A 17,028-nucleotide genomic window follows, 5' to 3' on the forward strand; every position below is an offset into this window, starting at 1 on the left:
TTTAAGTATCTAAAAAAACACGTATGAATTATCTGTTAGGAATGCTTATGCTGGTTTTTGCAGCCAAAGGTTGTGAAGAACAATTGGCGTATACGAGTATAGACTATGAAGCCTCTTCTCGCGGAATTTATTATCACATTCATGTTGAAGGAGATCAACTGATGGTTGAAAATACACGCGATGGAAGTGATAAAATCACTAAAACCTTGACATCAGCTCAGGTTAATGAACTCAACAGGCTGGCTCAAGCTTACGTTGCTACAACTAGTGGAGATACAGAAAACACATCTGATGCTGCAGCTTACGATGCTGCAGTACCGGTTACTTTTGTACTAATGAGTGACAGCTATAGCAGAAGCGCCAAGTTTGATCGTGGTAGTCCGCCGGCACAATTGGCACCACTGGTCGGTAGGCTTTTATTGCTTGCAGAAACTGAATAAAATAAAACCCTCGTAAATGCTTACGAGGGTTTTTTAGTTTAAATGGTATTTAGGATTACAGCTTGCGCACCCAAATATTTCTAAAGCTCACAGGGTTGCCGTGATCTTGAAGCTTGATCGGGCCTTCACCGTGTGCAGGATTTTTTGGTTTACCTATATATTCGGTAGTACCTTTAATTTCTGTGTGATCTTGTACAAGAACACCGTTGTGTAAAACGGTTACTGTAGCGGCTTTGGTTTTGTTTCCGTCGGCGTCAAATTCCGGCTGATGGTAAATGATATCATAAGTTTGCCACTCTTCAGTTGGCTTAGTTGCATTAGCAAGCGGAATGCTTTGCTTATAAATTGCAGTTGCCTGACCGTTTGAGTAGGTGCGATTCTCATAACTGTTAAGTACTTGAATTTCGTATAAACCTTGCAGAAAGATTCCGCTATTTCCACGGCCTTGTCCTTCACCTTCTACAACTTGAGGCGCTTGCCATTCTACGTGCAATTGCATATCGCCAAAACTTTCTTTAGTCTGAATATCTCCTGTGCCGCCCACAACGGTCATAGAACCGTCTTTATTGATCTGCCAAGGCGCATTTACTACATCTTCTTTAGTGCTTTCCCAAGCATCTAGATTTTCTCCATTAAAAAGTACGACTGCGTCAGACGGCACATTGTTTTCATCAAAAGAAACCACTTCAGGTTCTGGTTCCCAGACCTCTGTGGCTTCTGGGTCTGTGATAGGAGCTTCTTCTTCTACGGTAGTTGTATCTTGAGCAGGAGCACTGATTTCTTCACTTTTTTTCTCTGAAGTATCACAAGAAAAGAGCAAGCCGGCTGCGATAAGCGGAACTATTATTTTTTTATTCATGGTTAGAGTTTTTTAATTTTTATGTTTTTGAAAGAAACTTGATGTCCGTGATCTTGCAATGCGATAAGACCGGTATCTGTCTTCGCAAAAGCTTCCCAGCTGGCAAACTTTGAGTTAGATACTAAATCTTCCCACGCTTCTCCTTTAACAGGAAAGGTCACCACTTCTTCACCATTCAATACGATAATGCCTTGATTGGTATTATAATCGATAGTGATCTCATAGCTGTTCCATTCTCCTGCGGGATTAACAACCCCTTCTGGTGCACCAATCATATCATACAAAGCACCCGATCTGTGACTAGGTCCGGCATTTGTATCCGGATGACGCTCATCATCCAGAATCTGAATTTCGGGACCTGTTGCATAAGGCTCGTGGTATTTAGGATCTTCTTCTACCGCCCACATTATCCCACTGTTGCCACCTTCAGAAATCATCCAATCCATTTTTAAAACAAAGCTGGTGTATGCTTCGTTTGTAACCAGATTTTCAGATCCATTTCTGTTTTCAGCAGGGGTAAAGACGAGTACGTCGTCTACGATTTCCCATTGGGTTGGATCACCGCCGTTGTAAGCGTGCCATTTGTCAATATTGGTTCCGTCAAAAAGCACTTCCCATTCATTATCTTCTGGCTGGGTTGTTTCGGTGGTAGCTACAGCTACCTCTTCGGTATTTGCTTCTTCAGCTTTCTCTTTACAAGAAGTGAAAAGGGCCATTGCAAAGGCTACCGATACTATTAATTGTTTCATTGTTTGTGGTTTACAGTCCTAAAATTCGTTTCAATTTAGCTTCGTCGGTTTGTGCTCCTGCAAAATCATCAAATGCTTTTTCTGTGGCTTCAATGATATGGCTGGCGATAAAAGGCGCGCCTTCACGAGCTCCTTGCTCCGGAGACTTGATGCAGCATTCCCATTCCATCACGGCCCAAACATCACAATTGTATTCGGTGAGTTTGGTGAAAATGGTTTTAAAATCGATCTGCCCATCTCCCAGTGAGCGATAGCGGCCTGCACGATCTCTCCAATCACCATAACCGCCAAAAGCACCTTTTTTACCGGTTGCATTAAATTCTGAATCTTTAACGTGGAACATCTTGATGTGCTCGTGATAAAAATCGATATACTGAAGATAGTCCAATTGCTGAAGCACAAAATGACTTGGATCGTAAAGAATATTTACGCGTTTATGATTACCTGTAGCTTCTAGAAAACGTTCAAAAGTCACTCCATCGTGAATATCTTCTCCCGGGTGCACTTCATAACACACATCTACTCCTTGCTCATCAAAAGCGTTTAGAATAGGAAGCCAGCGGTTTGCCAATTCTTTAAAACCCATTTCTACCAATCCCGGTGGGCGTTGTGGCCACGGGTGAAAAGTGTGCCAAAGCAAGGCACCGCTAAACGTACCGTGCACGTCTATTCCTAAATTTCTACTTGCCTTAGCAGCGCTCATCAATTGATCAACCGCCCACGCCTGACGTTTTTTAGGATTGTTCTTATACCCATCCGGTGCAAAATTGTCAAACATCTCATCATAAGCAGGATGCACGGCAACTAGTTGCCCTTGAAGATGCGTACACAGTTCGGTGATCTCGAGGCCGTAACTTTGCACTTTTCCTTTTAATTCATCGCAATAGGTCTTGCTTTCTGCAGCTTTTTTCAAATCGATCAAGCGGCTTTCCCAAGTGGGTATTTGAATGCCCTTGTAGCCTAGATCGCTTGCCCATTTACATAACCCATCAAGCGAATTGAAAGGTTCTTTATCATCCATAAATTGCGCAAGAAAGACAGCGGGGCCTTTAATGGTTTTCATAGTAGTAGATTTATATTGTAAAAATCAAGCGCCTCCTAAGAGACGCTTTTTTTAAGATTATTCTTTTAGACTTACCCAAGCCGAATTGTTGTCGTTTGACGCCACTGCGGCATAGATAAATTGCATTCCTCTTAACCCGTCATCAATAGTTGGGAAATCGGGTCGCTCGCTAAATGCTGCCCCGTCTTTAACCGACTGTACTTCTTTTGCGAAGCTTCGGTAAATGGTCGCAAAACCTTCTAGATAACCCTCAGGATGCCCCGAAGGAACACGGGTGTATTTTGTAGAATCTTCATACGTGCCGTTTCCGCCAGGTGTATAGATCTGTTTTGGTTTATCAAGCCAGTATGCCGTAAGTTCGTTAGGGTTTTCCTGTCCCCATGCGATGCTTCCTTTGGTTCCATAAACGCGAATAGCCAGGTTGTTTTCTTCTCCTGTTGCGATTTGCGAAATGCTCAAGGTTCCTTTTGCATTGTCTTCAAGACGCAAAAGAATATTACCATCATCATCCAGCACGCGACCGGCACCAAAACTGGTAAGATCTGCCGCGAGTTCTACGATTTTCTTTCCGGTGATGTATTCGGTTAAATTTTCTGCGTGGGTACCAATGTCGCCAAGCGCACCGCCTATACCTGATTTACTAGGGTCTACACGCCAAGAAGCCCCTTTATGTTCGGTTTCTTCCACCGCGGTCGACATCCAGCCTTGTAGGTACTGCACCACCACCTTTCTAATATCGCCAAGCTCTCCGTTTTGAATCATCAAACGCGCTTGCTTTACCATAGGATAACCGGTGTAGTTGTGCGTAAGTGCAAATACTTTACCGCTTTCTTTTACTACTTTCTGAAGATCAAAAGCTTCTTCAAGGCTTAGGGTAACCGGTTTATCGCAAATCACGTGAAAGCCATATTCTAAGGCCATTTTTGCCGGTGGAAAGTGCATATGATTTGGCGTTACGATCGAAACAAAATCCATACGCTCATCCTCAGGAAGTTCGGCTTCCTTTTTAATCATATCTTCAAAGCTTTTATAAGCGCGCTCAGGAGCAACGCCTAAAGCTTCGGCAGACTTTAAACTGCGTTCAGGGTTGCTGCTAAAAGCACCACAAACCAAGTCAATCATTCCGTCTATGCGTGACGCACGTCTGTGTACATCACCTATAAAAGAGCCTTGGCCGCCACCGACCATTCCCATTTTTAATTTTTTCATTTTATAAATGTTTTTCTTCAACTTTTTCGTTCTTAAAGAATATAGCAAAAAGAACCATAACTGCTACCGCAAATAGGACCGGAAACGTCCAGATTCCGTTCCAGTCGTGAACACCTTCACTAATGAGGTTACTGTCAGTCACTTTACCTGCTACAAAAAACCCTATAAGCATTCCCACGCCGTAGGTGGCTAATGTAATTAAGCCTTGCGCTGAACTTTTAAATTTTTCGCCTGCTTTACTATCGGTATATATTTGTCCCGAAACGAAGAAGAAATCATAACAAACACCGTGAAGGGCAATCCCTATAAAGAGCATAAAAACGAGTTCGTCTGCATTACCGTATGCAAATAATAAATAGCGTACAGCCCAGGCAGCCATACCTAATAGTAGCGTGTATTTTACGCCGAATTTTTTAAAGAAAAGCGGAAGCAAAAGCATAAATAATACTTCTGAAACCTGACCGATAGCTGCTTTTGCAGTGGAGCCTTCCATACCGATTTCAGTCAAAAACGGACTCAAATTCTGGTAGTAAAATGCTAGAGGAATACAGATCATGATCGAAGACGCGAAGAAAACGAGAAAGTTTCGGTCTTTTAAAAGTGATAAGGCATCTAAGCCTAATATATCGCGTAAACCTACTTTCTCACCTTTGGCAACCACAGGAGGTGTTTTAGGTAAGGTAAAACTAAAAATACCCAATACTGCTGAAGCTATTGCGGTCATTAAAAAAGTGTTTTTTAGAGCACCTGCAGCTAAGGCTTCGGTAGTGTCCCAGAAGAAAACATAGCTAATAACCAATCCGGCGATAATCCACCCTATCGTACCAAATACGCGAATGAATGAAAACTCTTTTGCAGGGTCTTTAAGTTGTCTAAATGATACCGAATTAACTAGAGCCAGTGTTGGCATAAAGGCGATCATATAACCCAATACATAAGGATAAAATTCTGTAAAATCTTCAGAATAAGCCATTTGATACATCAAGAAAGCTCCTATAAGATGTAAGACAGCGAGAATACGCTCTGCATTAAAATAGCGGTCTGCAATTAAACCGATTATGAATGGAGCGATGATCGCTCCCCAAGATTGAGTTGAGAATGCAGCTCCTATTTCACCGGCAGTAGCATTAAGGTTTTGTCCCATAAAGGTCCCTAATGTAACAAACCAGCCTCCCCAGATAAAAAATTCTAGGAACATCATTACAGATAGTTGTACGCGAATAAGTGATTTCATAAAAAAGATTAATTAAGTTTTTGAGCTGTGCTTAGCAATAATTCTTTGGTTAATAGGATTCCTTCTTCTGGAGTGTGATTTTCGCCTTCATATTCTACGCCTATAAAACCGGTGTAGCCTGCATCTTTCACGGTTTGAAGAATTCTTTGAAAATCCATTGAGGTTTCTTGACCGGCATCATTAAAATCATAGGTTTTTGCACTTACAGCAAGCGCTTTAGGCATCATTTCTTCTATACCTTTATACTTGTCATATTCTTTAACACAAGGAGCGCCCCACATTTGACCGTTTTCACGTTCAAGGCAGAAGTTTCCAAAATCAGGGAGTGTACCGCAATTTTCCATATCGATAGCATTGATGACTTCCATCACCAGTGCTGCGTCAGAAGAATAACCTCCGTGATTTTCAACTACGACTTCAATGTCTTGAGTAGCGCCATATTCGGCTAACTTTTTTAAACCATCGATCGCGCTGGTTTTCCATACGTCACGATCAGCAGCGCCAATAAGATTTACACGAATGGCATGACAGCCTAGATATTTTGCAGCATCAACCCATTTTTTATGGTCTTCTACGGCTTGATTGCGTTCCGATTCGCTTTCGGCAGCTAAGTTTCCTTCTCCGTCTACCATTATAAGTACATTTTGCACATCAAACTGGGTGCTTTTGGCTTTCATTTTTGGAAGGATAGAATCGAGAGCGATGGTATCATTATCGTAAGTTTCCATCATTGGAGTGTATAGTTGACTTACATATTCTACACCTTCAAAACCCATTTCATGAGCTTTTTCAGCAAAATCAAGAGGGTTCATTTCGCCGCTTCGTATCGCCTCGTTGAGTGACCATTGTGCAAGTGAAATTTTAAAAAACGGCTGTTTTTGGGCTACTACAACGCTTTCATTAGAATTTTTTTCAGTTTTTTTTTCGCTTTTACACGATAAGACAGCTACTGAAAAAATAGCTGCCAATGCGAGTTTAACGTTCATTGAATAAGCAATTTAGGTTGTTTTGGAAGGCTTGTAAATTTAGCTTGCCCCCCAATAAATATATAAGTTCTCTAAATTATACTTTTTTTGGTTTATCTAAAAAATAACTTAAAATTTATATATTTGATAGCATAGGCTAGATTATTTTATTAAAAACTGAATTAAAAGTGAGTAGTATTAAACCTGAAGACATGTACGACGCCATTGTGGTGGGTACAGGAATTAGTGGTGGCTGGGCTGCCAAAGAATTATGTGAGAACGGGCTTAAAACCCTTGTTCTTGAACGTGGTCGTATGGTAAAACATATCGAAGATTACCCTACCATGAATATGGACCCGTGGGACTTTAAATTTAAGGGACAACCTACCAAAGAGGAGGAAGCCAAACAATTTAAACAGGCGCGTACCGGATATACTACAAATAAGGCACATAGCCATTTCTTTGTAAATGACTTAGAACATCCTTATAATGAAACCAAACGTTTTGACTGGATGCGTGGGTATCACGTAGGAGGTCGCTCAATTATGTGGGGCCGTCAGAGTTATCGTTTGAGTGATATTGATTTTGAAGCAAACAAGAAAGAAGGTATCGCTGTTGACTGGCCAGTACGTTATAAAGACATCTCGCCTTGGTATGACAAGGTTGAAGAATATATTGGAGTGAGTGGAGAAAACTTAGGTTTACCACAACTTCCTGATGGTCACTTTGGCCCGCCAATGGAGCTTAACTGTGTTGAAGAGCACCTTAAGAAAAACATGGCGCAAAATTATAAAGATCGTTTGCTTACGATAGGACGTACAGCGCATATTACCAGTACAGAAAAGACTTTTGAAGGTCGTTCTGCATGTCAATACAGAAACCGTTGTATGCGTGGGTGTCCGTTTGGGGCATATTTTAGCTCAAACTCATCAACTTTGCCTGCCGCTGAACGTACCGGGAATATGACCCTGAGACCTTTTAGTATCGTAAGTGAAGTGATCTATGATGACAATACAAAATTGGCTACCGGAGTAAAAGTGATCGATACAGAGACTAAAGAAGAAATGACGTTTAACGCAAAAGTGATTTTCTTATGTGCTTCTGCGATTGCTTCAGCTTCTATCTTGATGCAATCTAAGTCAGATCGTTTCCCTAATGGTTTAGGAAATGACAGTGGCGAACTAGGTCACAATATTATGGATCACCACTTTAATGTAGGTGCTTCAGGAAAATTTGACGGTTTTGAAGATCAATATTACAAAGGGCGTCGTGCAAATGGATTGTATATTCCACGTTTTAGAAACGTAGGAGGTGATTCTGACCAGAAAAACTTTAAGCGTGGTTATGGTTACCAAGGTGGAGCAAGCCGTGGTGATTGGACCGAAGCGATTTCAGAAATGAAATACGGAGAAGATCTTAAGAAAGCAATTTCTGAACCAGGAGGCTGGACGATAGGAATCAATGCCTTTGGAGAGTGTCTTCCGTATCACGAGAATAAGATGACGCTTGACTATGATAAATTAGACCAGTGGGGATTACCTACCATTACGTTTGATGCTGAGTGGAAAGAGAACGAATGGGAGATGCGTAAGGATATGAAGCAGCAGGCAGCAGAAATGCTTACCAATGCTGGCTTTAAAGATGTACAAACCTATGATAGCCCGGGAGCTCCCGGTCTAGGAATCCACGAGATGGGAACTGCACGTATGGGACGCGATCCTAAAACCTCTGTGCTTAACGGAAATAACCAAGTACACACCGTACCTAACGTATATGTGACAGATGGTTCATTTATGACTTCTGCAAGTTGTGTAAATCCATCGTTAACGTATATGGCTTTTACTGCACGCGCTGCAAACCACGCAGCAGAACAATTTAAAAACGGAAAATTCGCTTAATTATGAAAAGGAGACAGGTATTAAAAAATTTAGGTCTGGGTGCTGGTTATGTGATAGCGGCTCCGGCAGTATTTAATATTTTACAGAGTTGTAAAAGCGATCCCAAAAGCGACTGGCAACCGGTATTTATGAATGCATCTAATGGATATGCCTTAACGCAAGTTCTCGATGTTATTTTACCAAAAACCGATACGCCCGGTGCTTCAGAATTGAATATTGCGCAGTTTATTGACAGCTATATGGACGAAGTTGCCGGTGACAAACAGCGCGAAGAATTTAAAGCCGGTGCAAATGCCTTTGCATTGAGCTTTAAGGAGAATTTTGATAAAGAGCTTGAAGATGGTGAAGCCAAAGATTTTGAGAAAGCTGTAGCCAAGTATCTTGGTGCAGATGAAGAAACACGCAATGCATATTTAAAGCGTATTTCAGAAACACAGGATCCCGAAGCGCCTGAAGCTGATTTTGATGCACACGCAGGTTCTTATGCGTATCTCAATGCGGTACGAGACCTAGGTATTTGGGCTTGGAAGAACTCTGAGGCCGTTGGTGAAAACGTACTTTGGTACGATCCGATCCCAGGGGCGTATTTGGGATGTATCTCTACGGAAGAAGCCGGTGGCGGAAAAACGATGTCACTCTAATGAAAAGAAGAAGTTTTATACAAAAAGGAGCCCTAAGTGGTTCCTTTTTGGCTTTAGGCGGGGCCGAACTATTTGCGATGCAAAATAGGCTCGCAACTTTGCCTAAGCACCAATTCAATTTAAACTATGCGCCGCATCTGGGGATGTTCAAACATCTTGCAGGTGAAGATCCTATCGCCCAGCTTGATTTTATGGCTGAGCAAGGCTTTACTGCATTTGAAGATAATGATATGCGCAATAGGCCTGTTGAATTGCAAAATAAAATAGGTGCTGCGTTGCAAAAGCATAACATGCACATGGGCGTGTTTGTGGCGCACAAGATTTACTGGACCGCTCCAAACCTCACCAGCGGAAAGCAGGATCTAAGAGAGGAGTTTTTAGCCGATATCAAAGCCTCTATTGAAGTGGCTAAGCGCGTAAATGCCAAATGGATGACCGTAGTGCCGGGTTATGTTGATATGACCCAGGATATCAATTATCAAACCGCACACGTGGTTGAAAGTTTAAAGCAAGCTTCAGCTTTGTTAGAACCACACGGACTAACCATGGTTCTAGAACCGCTTAACTTTTTTAATCATCCCGGTTTATTTCTAAAGGAAAGTCCGCAGGCGTATCAAATTTGCAAAGCAGTGGATAGCCCGGCTTGTAAAATCTTATTTGATGTGTATCATCAGCAAATTCAGGAAGGAAACTTGATTCCTAATATTGATGCGTGTTGGGAGGAAATCGGCTATTTTCAGATGGGAGACAACCCGGGAAGAAAAGAGCCTACAACAGGAGAGATCAATTATAAGAACATCTTCAAACACATTTATCAAAAAGGCTATAAAGGCGTTTTAGGAATGGAACATGGTAACTCGATGCCCGGAGCAAAAGGAGAACAGGCTGTGATTGATGCTTATGTGAGTTGCGACGATTTCCTTTAGATCAAGGATAGAGCGTTATAAACTGTTCACATACAATAAGCATTTCCTCATCAAATGAGTCGGGTGAATTTTGCATTTCCCGAGTGTAAAACGCTCGGTGAACTTTTTTCCAATAGGCTAGAGAACCATCACCTTCCCCTTCAATCTTGGCAAATTCTAAGGTTACTTGATTAAAAAGAACCAGGTCGATTTGTGTGGTTTTAATTACCGCAACTGCGTTTCCGTCCCAATCGGTAACAATGTTGAGATCATTTATTTCAGGAAGAGATTCCTTATGGGTTTCAAACCACCACAGCGAAGTAGCCGTGGCTTGTTTGATTCTTTTCAATACTAAATGGGCACAAGTATTTGCATCCTTTTCATTGTCGCAGAAGTAAAAGGAAGGCGGAATATTCTTGTCGCGATACTCTGGATGGTCATTTATAAATGCATTCCAAAGCTGTTTAATTGAAGATTGAATCTTTCCCATAAATTCTAAAGATAAAAGGCTTCCGGAAACGGAAGCCTTTCAGATTATTTCTTCAAGTCAAGATAGACTCCGTTAGTCCACCCGAAGCCATCTTGAGTAGGATATTCCCCACCTCCGGCGACGAGGGTGGTATCTATCACATTATATTTTTCTAGCATTTTGCCGGTGCGTTTGTAAACGCTTTCATTAAGGTGTAGCCAGCGTTCACTTATGTCACTAGCAAGATCATTAATGCCGTAGGTTTGTAAACCGCGTACCGCAAGCCACTGGTGAGGAGGCCAGCCGTTGGGGCTGTCCCATTGCTGTTTGTTGTTTACCAAAGAAGTCACAAGGCCTCCCGGTTTTAAAAACTGAGATGCTAAAGTTTTAGAAACATCCTCGGCTTGTTGCGGAGAGGCGACTTTAAAATAAAGCGGGTACACCATCGCAAGAGAAAGCGTTGGCGATGCAGCTTCTGTTTTTAGATTGTAATCTACATACGTAGCTTTTGAATCATCCCACAACCAAGCGTCGATTGCGTCTTTACGAGTAGTAGCCGCAGCTTCAAGCGCTCTTGCCCCTTCCATATCTTCAGCAAATCTACGGGCGTTTGCAAGCGTTTGCTCTAAGTTATACATCAATGCATTTAGATCTATGGGAATGATCTCGGTGGTTTGAATCGTGGTCATCTTATTAGGATCGGCAAACCATCTGCTACTAAAATCCCATCCACTCTCACAAGCTGCCGAGATGTTCAAATACAGTTCTTCGGGATTTCTGCCAGATTCTTCTGCGGTGGTTATGTCTTCCAGATAGCTCTCTGCCCGTGGTGTTTGCGTATTGCTATAATAGCGGTTTAAGAGATGACCGTCAGGCATTTTTACAACGCGTGCGTGAGCATTGGATTCCTTCAAACCTTCAGCGCCTTGCATCCAAAAAGCATATTCTTTTTCAAGTGCATCGTGGTATTTCAGATAAACGCTTTTATCATCTTTAATACCGGCAAGAAGGTTTACCATTTCAGCAAAAAATGGTGGTTGAGATCGGCCTAAATAATAGGTGCGATTTCCGTTAGGAATAAAGCCAATAGTGTCAATTTGGTAGGCAAAATTATCTAAGATATTTTCAATCAATTCTATTTCTCCGGCTTCTTTCAGTCCTAAAAGAATAAAATAGCTGTCCCAGTAATACACTTCCTGAAAGCGTCCTCCGGGAACGATATATGCGTTGGGCAAAGCGATTCGCGACCCATTTTCAACAGCATCTGCATCACGTTTAAGATAGGGCCAAAGCGCATTAATATGGGCTGCGGTGGTGCGTGAAGTGTCTGCTTCAAAATTTGAGGTGGGCGTTTCGGGTAATGCGAAATGTTCTAAAACAAAGGCTTTGAGATCAAAATCGGGCTGATCTTTTTGCATTTTGTAGGCTTCGAGAATTTCTTCTGAAGGCATTTTTGGTTCACAGTCTACAAAGGTTTTTCCGTCGGGGAAAACATGATTGGTTTGCACCGCTACAAGCAACTCGCCATAGCGGTCTATGGGGTTGAGGTTTTTATTGGGAAATGTCGCAGTGTCTGCGGTTTGCTCGTTTTTACAGGAGGAGACAAAAAGTATCAATAGAAGTGCAAAAAAATTGAAGTAAGACTTTATCATAATGTGTGCTTTTAAAAACAAAACGCCCAAAAAGTAATCACAGAGAATAACTTTTGGGCGTTAGGTTGTACTGAAGTAACTGCGTTTATTGGCACCGCCAAAGGGTTTAATACTCTGAGGCTTGCCTCGAAATTGAAAATTCGTTTCCAAGCAATGCCCCATGAGCTTGACCAAAGGTAGCTTACTCTACAATAAACTTCCCTTTCATTACACTGTAATGACCAGGAAAACTACAGATGAAATCGTAAGTCCCAGGCTCTGGAGCTTCAAACTCGATCGTGTCTGACTGGCCGCCACCTAGCATTTTTGTGTGTACGATAACCGCATCTGTATCTTCTGGGATATAGCCGTTATCTCTTGCTGCAGAAGCTTTTGCTCCAAATGCAGGAATCTCAGTTCCTTGCGTTAAAAGCACAAAGTTGTGCCCCATAACTTCGACCGGTTGTTTACCCGTATGACGTAGGGTGAGTTTGACTTTTTTACCGGCAGCAACACGAATTTCCTTTTTATCAAATTGCATCATGTCTGTTGCAAGAAGTACCACCTCGGTAACATTCTCGTCAGCTTTTTTTGTGGTAGAAGAAGTGTTGTTGGCACCAATCTTTACCGACTCTTTTTCTTCTTTCTTTTTATCGTCTCCGCAGTTTACTAAAATTAACGAAAGCGCAAAAAGAAGTGTGAATTTTAAAGTTTTCATTAGAAATTGTTTAGATAAATGCTAATATACACAAGTTCTACCCGCACTGCAACAGTAATATGGCGCTTTTTAGTCTAAATAATCTTGAAAGAATTGCAGGGTGCGTTGTTCGCAATAAGTATGCGCTTGATTTTCAATAAATCCTACGTGTCCGCCAAATGCCGGCATTTCTAAAAAGAGGTTTTTGCTTTGTGCTGCCTCTTCTTTAGGGTAGCATTTTTCGTTAAGAAAAGAATCGTCTAAAGCATTGATAATAAGTGTAGGAATCTTGATGTTGGGTAGAAATTGCCTGCTGCTGCTTTTTGTATAATAGTCAAGTGCATTTTTAAAACCGTTTGCCGGTGCGGTGTAGAGCTCATCAAAAAGCATTAAGGATTTGATCTTGCGATAATTTTCTTTGCTGAGTTCTTTTGGAAAAACCTTCAGTTTGGCGTGATATTTTTTGCGGAGGTCTTTTAAAAAGGACCAGCGATAGACCCAATTTTTGCGTTGCTCCAACGCACCAAGAGAGTCGTATAAATCTACCGGAGTAGAAACTGCCACAGCAGCTACGATGTTGTTGGGACGACTACGCGTTTCGCCCAAATATTTCAAAATAAGATTTCCGCCAAGGCTAAAACCGCATAAAAACAGGTTTTTGTATTTGTTTTTTGAAAGAATATAGTTGACCACATCACTCAAATCTTCTGAAGCTCCCGAGTGATATGAACGAATTTTTGCATTGTCTTCCCCGCTGCAACCACGCAAATTGATCGAGGCGCAGTCAAACCCTTGTTTATTAAGCAAGCTTGCTGTCCCTTGCATATACGGTCGCTTTGCGTGACCTTCTAAACCGTGAACAATAATGGCGATAGTAGAATTAGATTTACTTTGAGCAAAGCTAAAGTCGATATCTAAGAAGTCGCCATCGCTTAAATCAATACGTTCGCGGTGATAGGAGAGCCCTTTTACTTTCCTGATTTTTGCTGCATATATGGTGTTGAGGTGTCCGTTAGTAAACGGCCTTTTTGGTTTATATGTAGATGGGATAAGCGGCACTAGTATAAAATTTCTCCTTTAGGTTTTATGGGGTTAGGTAAATCTTCTTCATCAAGCATGTCGCGAAGATCAATTTCGATGGTTCTACATAACGCTGTCATAGGCACATCGTTTGCTTTTCCTTCAAAAGGATCTTCACTATTGTCTCCTACATATTCCATCGTGGTGAAAATCCACATGATGAGTATGGTAAATGGAATCATTTGCAAAAACATAGTTGAAATTTGTTGCGAAGGATGCACGGTATCGGTCACGTGATTTTCAAAAATATTGAGCAGCCCCAGCGGAAGCAACAGCACAAAAATCCAGGTAAATACTTTAGAGAAATAACCGTATTGTCTGGGAAACGGGGTGTTTTTTATGCGTTCGCACATGCCTTGAAAATCATAGAATTTACCCAAAGCCTCTTGCAGTTGCATTTCCTGAAAACCATCAATCACCCCTTCTTTTCTAAGTCTTTGTACGATGATGCCCTGGTTTTTGATCAAATGCGTTGCAGGATTTGCTCTTAGTTTGATCGCTTCATATTCATCGTGCCCTACAAATTGGTAGGCTTGGTTACTTTCAATATTGCGCTCGTTATGGCGATCAAATAAACGTTCAACCAGTTTGCCTTCTTGCAGCGTCCACGATCTAGGCTGACGCAGTTGCACGCGTAATGCGTTAAGCCATGCAATATGACGATACAGAAGTTCGCGTTTAAGTTCTTTATCTGCTATAGGATCATCAAGTTGAATGAGGCTTAAGGTTCTAATGCCCCACGTACGACTCCAGTTTACGATCATTCCCCAAATTTTTCTGCCCTCCCAGAAGCGGTCGTAACTCTGGCTGTTTTTAAAACCGAGATAAAAAGATACTGCAATACCAATTACGGTGAGCGGCTCAAAAGGAATGTCTATATCTTCAAAACCTAAATCATGGTACGCATAGAAAATAATAAGTGAATACACGAGAAAGAACACCAGATTACGCCACGTGTAACGCAGGATGAGTTTCCAACTTATATTCCTTTTAATGAGCATAGCATAGATGTTTAGAATTTAAAGATAAATGTAAACTGTAGAACAGCTTGAAGTATTAAGGGAAATTTAAAATATTATGCACGCATAAGGCTTTTAGGTATCTTTGCTCAAAATTTATTGGCGCGGTTAAAGGGTTTTATACTCTAAGGCTTGCCTCAAAATTGAAAAATTGTTTCCAACTAGTGCCTCACGGGCCTGTCTTTGTCGGTAGACAAGCTTGCCTTGAGGTAGATTATTTTTAAAATTATGTACACCAAAGAATTTGAGATACGCTGGAGTGATATTGATGCCAACAGGCATTTGGCAAATAGCGCATACATCAATTTTATGAGTCATACGCGTATGGCTTTTTTGATGGAAAACGGTTTTGGGCAGCAAGAGATGGCCAAGCATAATATTGGCCCGGTGGTGTTTTATGAGCATATGTATTATTTTAAAGAAGTGTTTGCCGGGAAGCCGGTAAAGGTGACGCTTCAATTAAAAGGGCTTTCTGAAGACGGGATGTATTTTGAATTCATTCATAATTTTTATGATCATAAAGGCCGAAATTTTGCAAGTTGTGAGATGATGGGCGCGTGGATCGATCTTAAAGAACGCAAACTTATAGGCTTGCCAGAAGTGCTTTTTGAAAACCTTTCTTCGCTAAGTAAAACCGATGATTTTAAAGTGCTTACTAAGGAGGATACACGTAAATTCGGTAAAAAACCAAAAGATTTAGTCTAGGCGGTTTTCTTTGTTCGAGTAGATAAATAGACTCCCAGAAAAATAAGTGCTGCGGCACCTGCGCGAACCCAACTCAAATGATCTGCTCCTACCAGAACTGCAAATAGAATGGCAATAACCGGTTGCAAATAAATAAACGCGCCAATGGTTGAAGCCTTCAGCGTTTTGAGCGCATACAAGTTGAGCAAGTAGGTTGAGAAGGTGGTGCCCACCACGACAAAAACCATAACCCAAACGGCGTGTGGCGGTAAATGGAGCCAGTCTACCGAAGTGAATTCAGTAAACGTAAAGGGTAAATTCAAGAACACACCTAAGAGAAAAAGCCACTTCATCAGCGTGATGGTGCTGTATTTATTACTGATGGGTTTTACTAAAATTAAATACACTGCATAGGTTGCACCATTTACAAAAAACAACACATTTCCTAACGGAATATTGGGTGCATTAGGTTGTTCTGCTGCGCCAAAAAGTACCAAAACCAGCGCTCCCAGCATACCGATTAGAATCCCAAGAATCTTAATAAACCCGATGCGCTCTTTCAAAAATAATGCGGAGAGAATAAGCAAGATCACCGGACTCAACGTAATAATCACCGAACTGTTGATAGGTGTAGACAGGCTTAACCCTTTAAAGAAGGAAAGCATGTTTACAAACATTCCAAAAACGGCACAGCCTAAAAACCGCCAATAATCGGCACGATCAATTTTTTCTGACTTTGTAAAAATACTAAGCAGCCAGAAAAGTAGTGAAGCTCCCAAAACGCGCAGCAAAATAAATCCGTAAGCGCCGATGTATGTTGGCATCACACCTTTTGCCAATGTGTGATTTATGCCATAAATGGTACTGGCGCCAGTGGCAGCTGCAAGTGCGAGCACGCGTTTATTGGCACCGCCTAAGGGTTTAATATTTTGAGGCTTGCCCTGAGGTAGTTTACTCATCAAAGTCTAGTGAGCGTGAATCGCCTCCTTGGCGGCAGCAACGGTTTTTTTGCTGTTGCCAATAAAGATCTTGTCGTTGTTTACGATCACCGGACGCTTTAAAAACGTGTAATGTTCTAAAATCAGTTCTGCAAAATCGTCTTCACTCAAATCCTCATTGTTCAAGCCACGCTCACGATAGAGTCTGGCACGCTTGTTAAAAAGTGCTTCGTAGCTTTCGCTTAGATTGTACAATTCTTCAAGTTGTTCTTCGGTCACAGGATCAGATTTTACATCCTGTTTTAAAAATGAAGAAGGTAATTCGATTTCATCCATAATACGCTTACACGTATCGCAGGTAGAGAGGTAATATATTTTTCTCAAAACAAAAAGATTTAAAAATTAATAGGTAATACCTGAGCTAGTTTGCTTGTGCAAAGTAATCGCTTTTCGGTTTAAAAAGGTATTTTTGACTCGATAATCGAGGTTAAAAACATTGAGGCTTGCCTCGAACGATAACAATAAATTTCTAATAAATGCTTCGAGA

18 protein-coding genes are annotated in these 17,028 nt (G+C 41.4%); 5 read left to right on the forward strand and 13 right to left on the reverse strand.

Annotated elements, in window-relative coordinates:
• Window positions 1-23: 23 nt before the first annotated feature.
• A complete protein-coding gene (locus tag MED217_RS00350) occupies window positions 24-440 on the forward strand; it encodes a hypothetical protein (protein WP_009778467.1) in 417 nt (138 codons plus the stop codon).
• A gap of 55 nt (window positions 441-495) precedes the next feature.
• Here the strand turns inward: MED217_RS00350 and MED217_RS00355 are convergent, their stop codons facing one another.
• From MED217_RS00355 to MED217_RS00380, 6 genes are read right to left on the reverse strand one after another with little or no spacing between them, the layout of a single operon-like run.
• The gene (locus MED217_RS00355) at window positions 496-1,299 is read right to left on the reverse strand and encodes a 3-keto-disaccharide hydrolase (protein ID WP_009778468.1); all 804 of its coding nucleotides are present in this window, start codon (window positions 1,297-1,299) and stop codon (window positions 496-498) included.
• Window positions 1,300-1,301: 2 nt separating this feature from the next.
• Entirely contained in the window at window positions 1,302-2,048 is a 747-nt protein-coding gene (locus MED217_RS00360) for a DUF1080 domain-containing protein (RefSeq protein ID WP_009778469.1), read from the reverse strand.
• Window positions 2,049-2,058: 10 nt separating this feature from the next.
• Window positions 2,059-3,111 (reverse strand): sugar phosphate isomerase/epimerase family protein, encoded by a 1,053-nt coding sequence (locus MED217_RS00365; RefSeq protein WP_009778470.1) that lies wholly within the window; start codon window positions 3,109-3,111, stop codon window positions 2,059-2,061.
• A 57-nt stretch (window positions 3,112-3,168) separates the two neighbouring features.
• Window positions 3,169-4,320: a Gfo/Idh/MocA family protein gene (locus MED217_RS00370; protein WP_009778471.1), complete on the reverse strand. Its 1,152-nt coding sequence runs from the start codon at window positions 4,318-4,320 to the stop codon at window positions 3,169-3,171.
• Between the two features lies 1 nt (window position 4,321).
• Window positions 4,322-5,554: a nucleoside permease gene (locus MED217_RS00375; RefSeq protein ID WP_009778472.1), complete on the reverse strand. Its 1,233-nt coding sequence runs from the start codon at window positions 5,552-5,554 to the stop codon at window positions 4,322-4,324.
• 8 nt (window positions 5,555-5,562) lie between these two features.
• Window positions 5,563-6,540, reverse strand: coding sequence for a sugar phosphate isomerase/epimerase family protein (locus MED217_RS00380; protein ID WP_009778473.1), 978 nt, complete (start codon window positions 6,538-6,540; stop codon window positions 5,563-5,565).
• A gap of 191 nt (window positions 6,541-6,731) precedes the next feature.
• On the opposite strand from MED217_RS00380, the gene MED217_RS00385 reads away from it, so the two are divergent.
• From MED217_RS00385 to MED217_RS00395, 3 genes are read left to right on the forward strand one after another with little or no spacing between them, the layout of a single operon-like run.
• Window positions 6,732-8,417: a GMC oxidoreductase gene (locus tag MED217_RS00385; protein ID WP_009778474.1), complete on the forward strand. Its 1,686-nt coding sequence runs from the start codon at window positions 6,732-6,734 to the stop codon at window positions 8,415-8,417.
• 2 nt (window positions 8,418-8,419) lie between these two features.
• Entirely contained in the window at window positions 8,420-9,058 is a 639-nt protein-coding gene (locus tag MED217_RS00390; protein WP_009778475.1) for a gluconate 2-dehydrogenase subunit 3 family protein, read from the forward strand.
• Window positions 9,058-9,984, forward strand: coding sequence for a hydroxypyruvate isomerase family protein (locus MED217_RS00395; protein ID WP_009778476.1), 927 nt, complete (start codon window positions 9,058-9,060; stop codon window positions 9,982-9,984). Before MED217_RS00390 ends, MED217_RS00395 begins: the two co-directional genes overlap by 1 nt.
• A 1-nt stretch (window position 9,985) precedes the next feature.
• Here the strand turns inward: MED217_RS00395 and MED217_RS00400 are convergent, their stop codons facing one another.
• The 5 genes from MED217_RS00400 to MED217_RS00420 form a co-directional block, all read right to left on the reverse strand.
• Window positions 9,986-10,453: an ASCH domain-containing protein gene (locus MED217_RS00400; protein ID WP_009778477.1), complete on the reverse strand. Its 468-nt coding sequence runs from the start codon at window positions 10,451-10,453 to the stop codon at window positions 9,986-9,988.
• 44 nt (window positions 10,454-10,497) lie between these two features.
• The gene (gene treF, locus MED217_RS00405) at window positions 10,498-12,084 is read right to left on the reverse strand and encodes an alpha,alpha-trehalase TreF (RefSeq protein WP_009778478.1); all 1,587 of its coding nucleotides are present in this window, start codon (window positions 12,082-12,084) and stop codon (window positions 10,498-10,500) included.
• Between the two features lie 181 nt (window positions 12,085-12,265).
• Window positions 12,266-12,781: a plastocyanin/azurin family copper-binding protein gene (locus MED217_RS00410; RefSeq protein ID WP_009778479.1), complete on the reverse strand. Its 516-nt coding sequence runs from the start codon at window positions 12,779-12,781 to the stop codon at window positions 12,266-12,268.
• 69 nt (window positions 12,782-12,850) lie between these two features.
• Window positions 12,851-13,819 (reverse strand): YheT family hydrolase, encoded by a 969-nt coding sequence (locus MED217_RS00415; RefSeq protein ID WP_009778480.1) that lies wholly within the window; start codon window positions 13,817-13,819, stop codon window positions 12,851-12,853.
• Window positions 13,819-14,841, reverse strand: coding sequence for a bestrophin family protein (locus MED217_RS00420; protein ID WP_009778481.1), 1,023 nt, complete (start codon window positions 14,839-14,841; stop codon window positions 13,819-13,821). Before MED217_RS00420 ends, MED217_RS00415 begins: the two co-directional genes overlap by 1 nt.
• Before the next feature lie 246 nt (window positions 14,842-15,087).
• Between MED217_RS00420 and MED217_RS00425 the strand changes: the two genes are divergently transcribed.
• Window positions 15,088-15,564, forward strand: a complete 477-nt coding sequence (locus MED217_RS00425) for an acyl-CoA thioesterase (RefSeq protein WP_009778482.1) — start codon at window positions 15,088-15,090, stop codon at window positions 15,562-15,564.
• On the opposite strand, the gene MED217_RS00430 is transcribed toward MED217_RS00425, so the two are convergent.
• On the reverse strand, window positions 15,561-16,502 hold the full coding sequence (locus tag MED217_RS00430) for a DMT family transporter (protein ID WP_009778483.1): 942 nt from the start codon (window positions 16,500-16,502) through the stop codon (window positions 15,561-15,563). The two genes, MED217_RS00425 and MED217_RS00430, sit on opposite strands and share 4 nt — an antisense overlap.
• A 6-nt stretch (window positions 16,503-16,508) precedes the next feature.
• Entirely contained in the window at window positions 16,509-16,865 is a 357-nt protein-coding gene (locus MED217_RS00435; protein ID WP_040532450.1) for an arsenate reductase family protein, read from the reverse strand.
• Window positions 16,866-17,028 lie beyond the last annotated feature (163 nt).

It is taken from the genome of Leeuwenhoekiella blandensis MED217, assembly GCF_000152985.1.
Lineage (GTDB): Bacteria > Bacteroidota > Bacteroidia > Flavobacteriales > Flavobacteriaceae > Leeuwenhoekiella > Leeuwenhoekiella blandensis.

What these genes read in the sequence shown, in the direction of transcription:
- MED217_RS00350 (WP_009778467.1), top strand. Translation starts at nt 24, where the DNA reads ATGAATTATCTGTTAGGAATGCTTATGCTGGTTTTTGCAGCCAAAGGT.
- MED217_RS00355 (WP_009778468.1), bottom strand. Translation starts at nt 1,299, where the DNA reads ATGAATAAAAAAATAATAGTTCCGCTTATCGCAGCCGGCTTGCTCTTT.
- MED217_RS00360 (WP_009778469.1), bottom strand. Translation starts at nt 2,048, where the DNA reads ATGAAACAATTAATAGTATCGGTAGCCTTTGCAATGGCCCTTTTCACT.
- MED217_RS00365 (WP_009778470.1), bottom strand. Translation starts at nt 3,111, where the DNA reads ATGAAAACCATTAAAGGCCCCGCTGTCTTTCTTGCGCAATTTATGGAT.
- MED217_RS00370 (WP_009778471.1), bottom strand. Translation starts at nt 4,320, where the DNA reads ATGAAAAAATTAAAAATGGGAATGGTCGGTGGCGGCCAAGGCTCTTTT.
- MED217_RS00375 (WP_009778472.1), bottom strand. Translation starts at nt 5,554, where the DNA reads ATGAAATCACTTATTCGCGTACAACTATCTGTAATGATGTTCCTAGAA.
- MED217_RS00380 (WP_009778473.1), bottom strand. Translation starts at nt 6,540, where the DNA reads ATGAACGTTAAACTCGCATTGGCAGCTATTTTTTCAGTAGCTGTCTTA.
- MED217_RS00385 (WP_009778474.1), top strand. Translation starts at nt 6,732, where the DNA reads ATGTACGACGCCATTGTGGTGGGTACAGGAATTAGTGGTGGCTGGGCT.
- MED217_RS00390 (WP_009778475.1), top strand. Translation starts at nt 8,420, where the DNA reads ATGAAAAGGAGACAGGTATTAAAAAATTTAGGTCTGGGTGCTGGTTAT.
- MED217_RS00395 (WP_009778476.1), top strand. Translation starts at nt 9,058, where the DNA reads ATGAAAAGAAGAAGTTTTATACAAAAAGGAGCCCTAAGTGGTTCCTTT.
- MED217_RS00400 (WP_009778477.1), bottom strand. Translation starts at nt 10,453, where the DNA reads ATGGGAAAGATTCAATCTTCAATTAAACAGCTTTGGAATGCATTTATA.
- treF (WP_009778478.1), bottom strand. Translation starts at nt 12,084, where the DNA reads ATGATAAAGTCTTACTTCAATTTTTTTGCACTTCTATTGATACTTTTT.
- MED217_RS00410 (WP_009778479.1), bottom strand. Translation starts at nt 12,781, where the DNA reads ATGAAAACTTTAAAATTCACACTTCTTTTTGCGCTTTCGTTAATTTTA.
- MED217_RS00420 (WP_009778481.1), bottom strand. Translation starts at nt 14,841, where the DNA reads ATGCTCATTAAAAGGAATATAAGTTGGAAACTCATCCTGCGTTACACG.
- MED217_RS00425 (WP_009778482.1), top strand. Translation starts at nt 15,088, where the DNA reads ATGTACACCAAAGAATTTGAGATACGCTGGAGTGATATTGATGCCAAC.
- MED217_RS00430 (WP_009778483.1), bottom strand. Translation starts at nt 16,502, where the DNA reads ATGAGTAAACTACCTCAGGGCAAGCCTCAAAATATTAAACCCTTAGGC.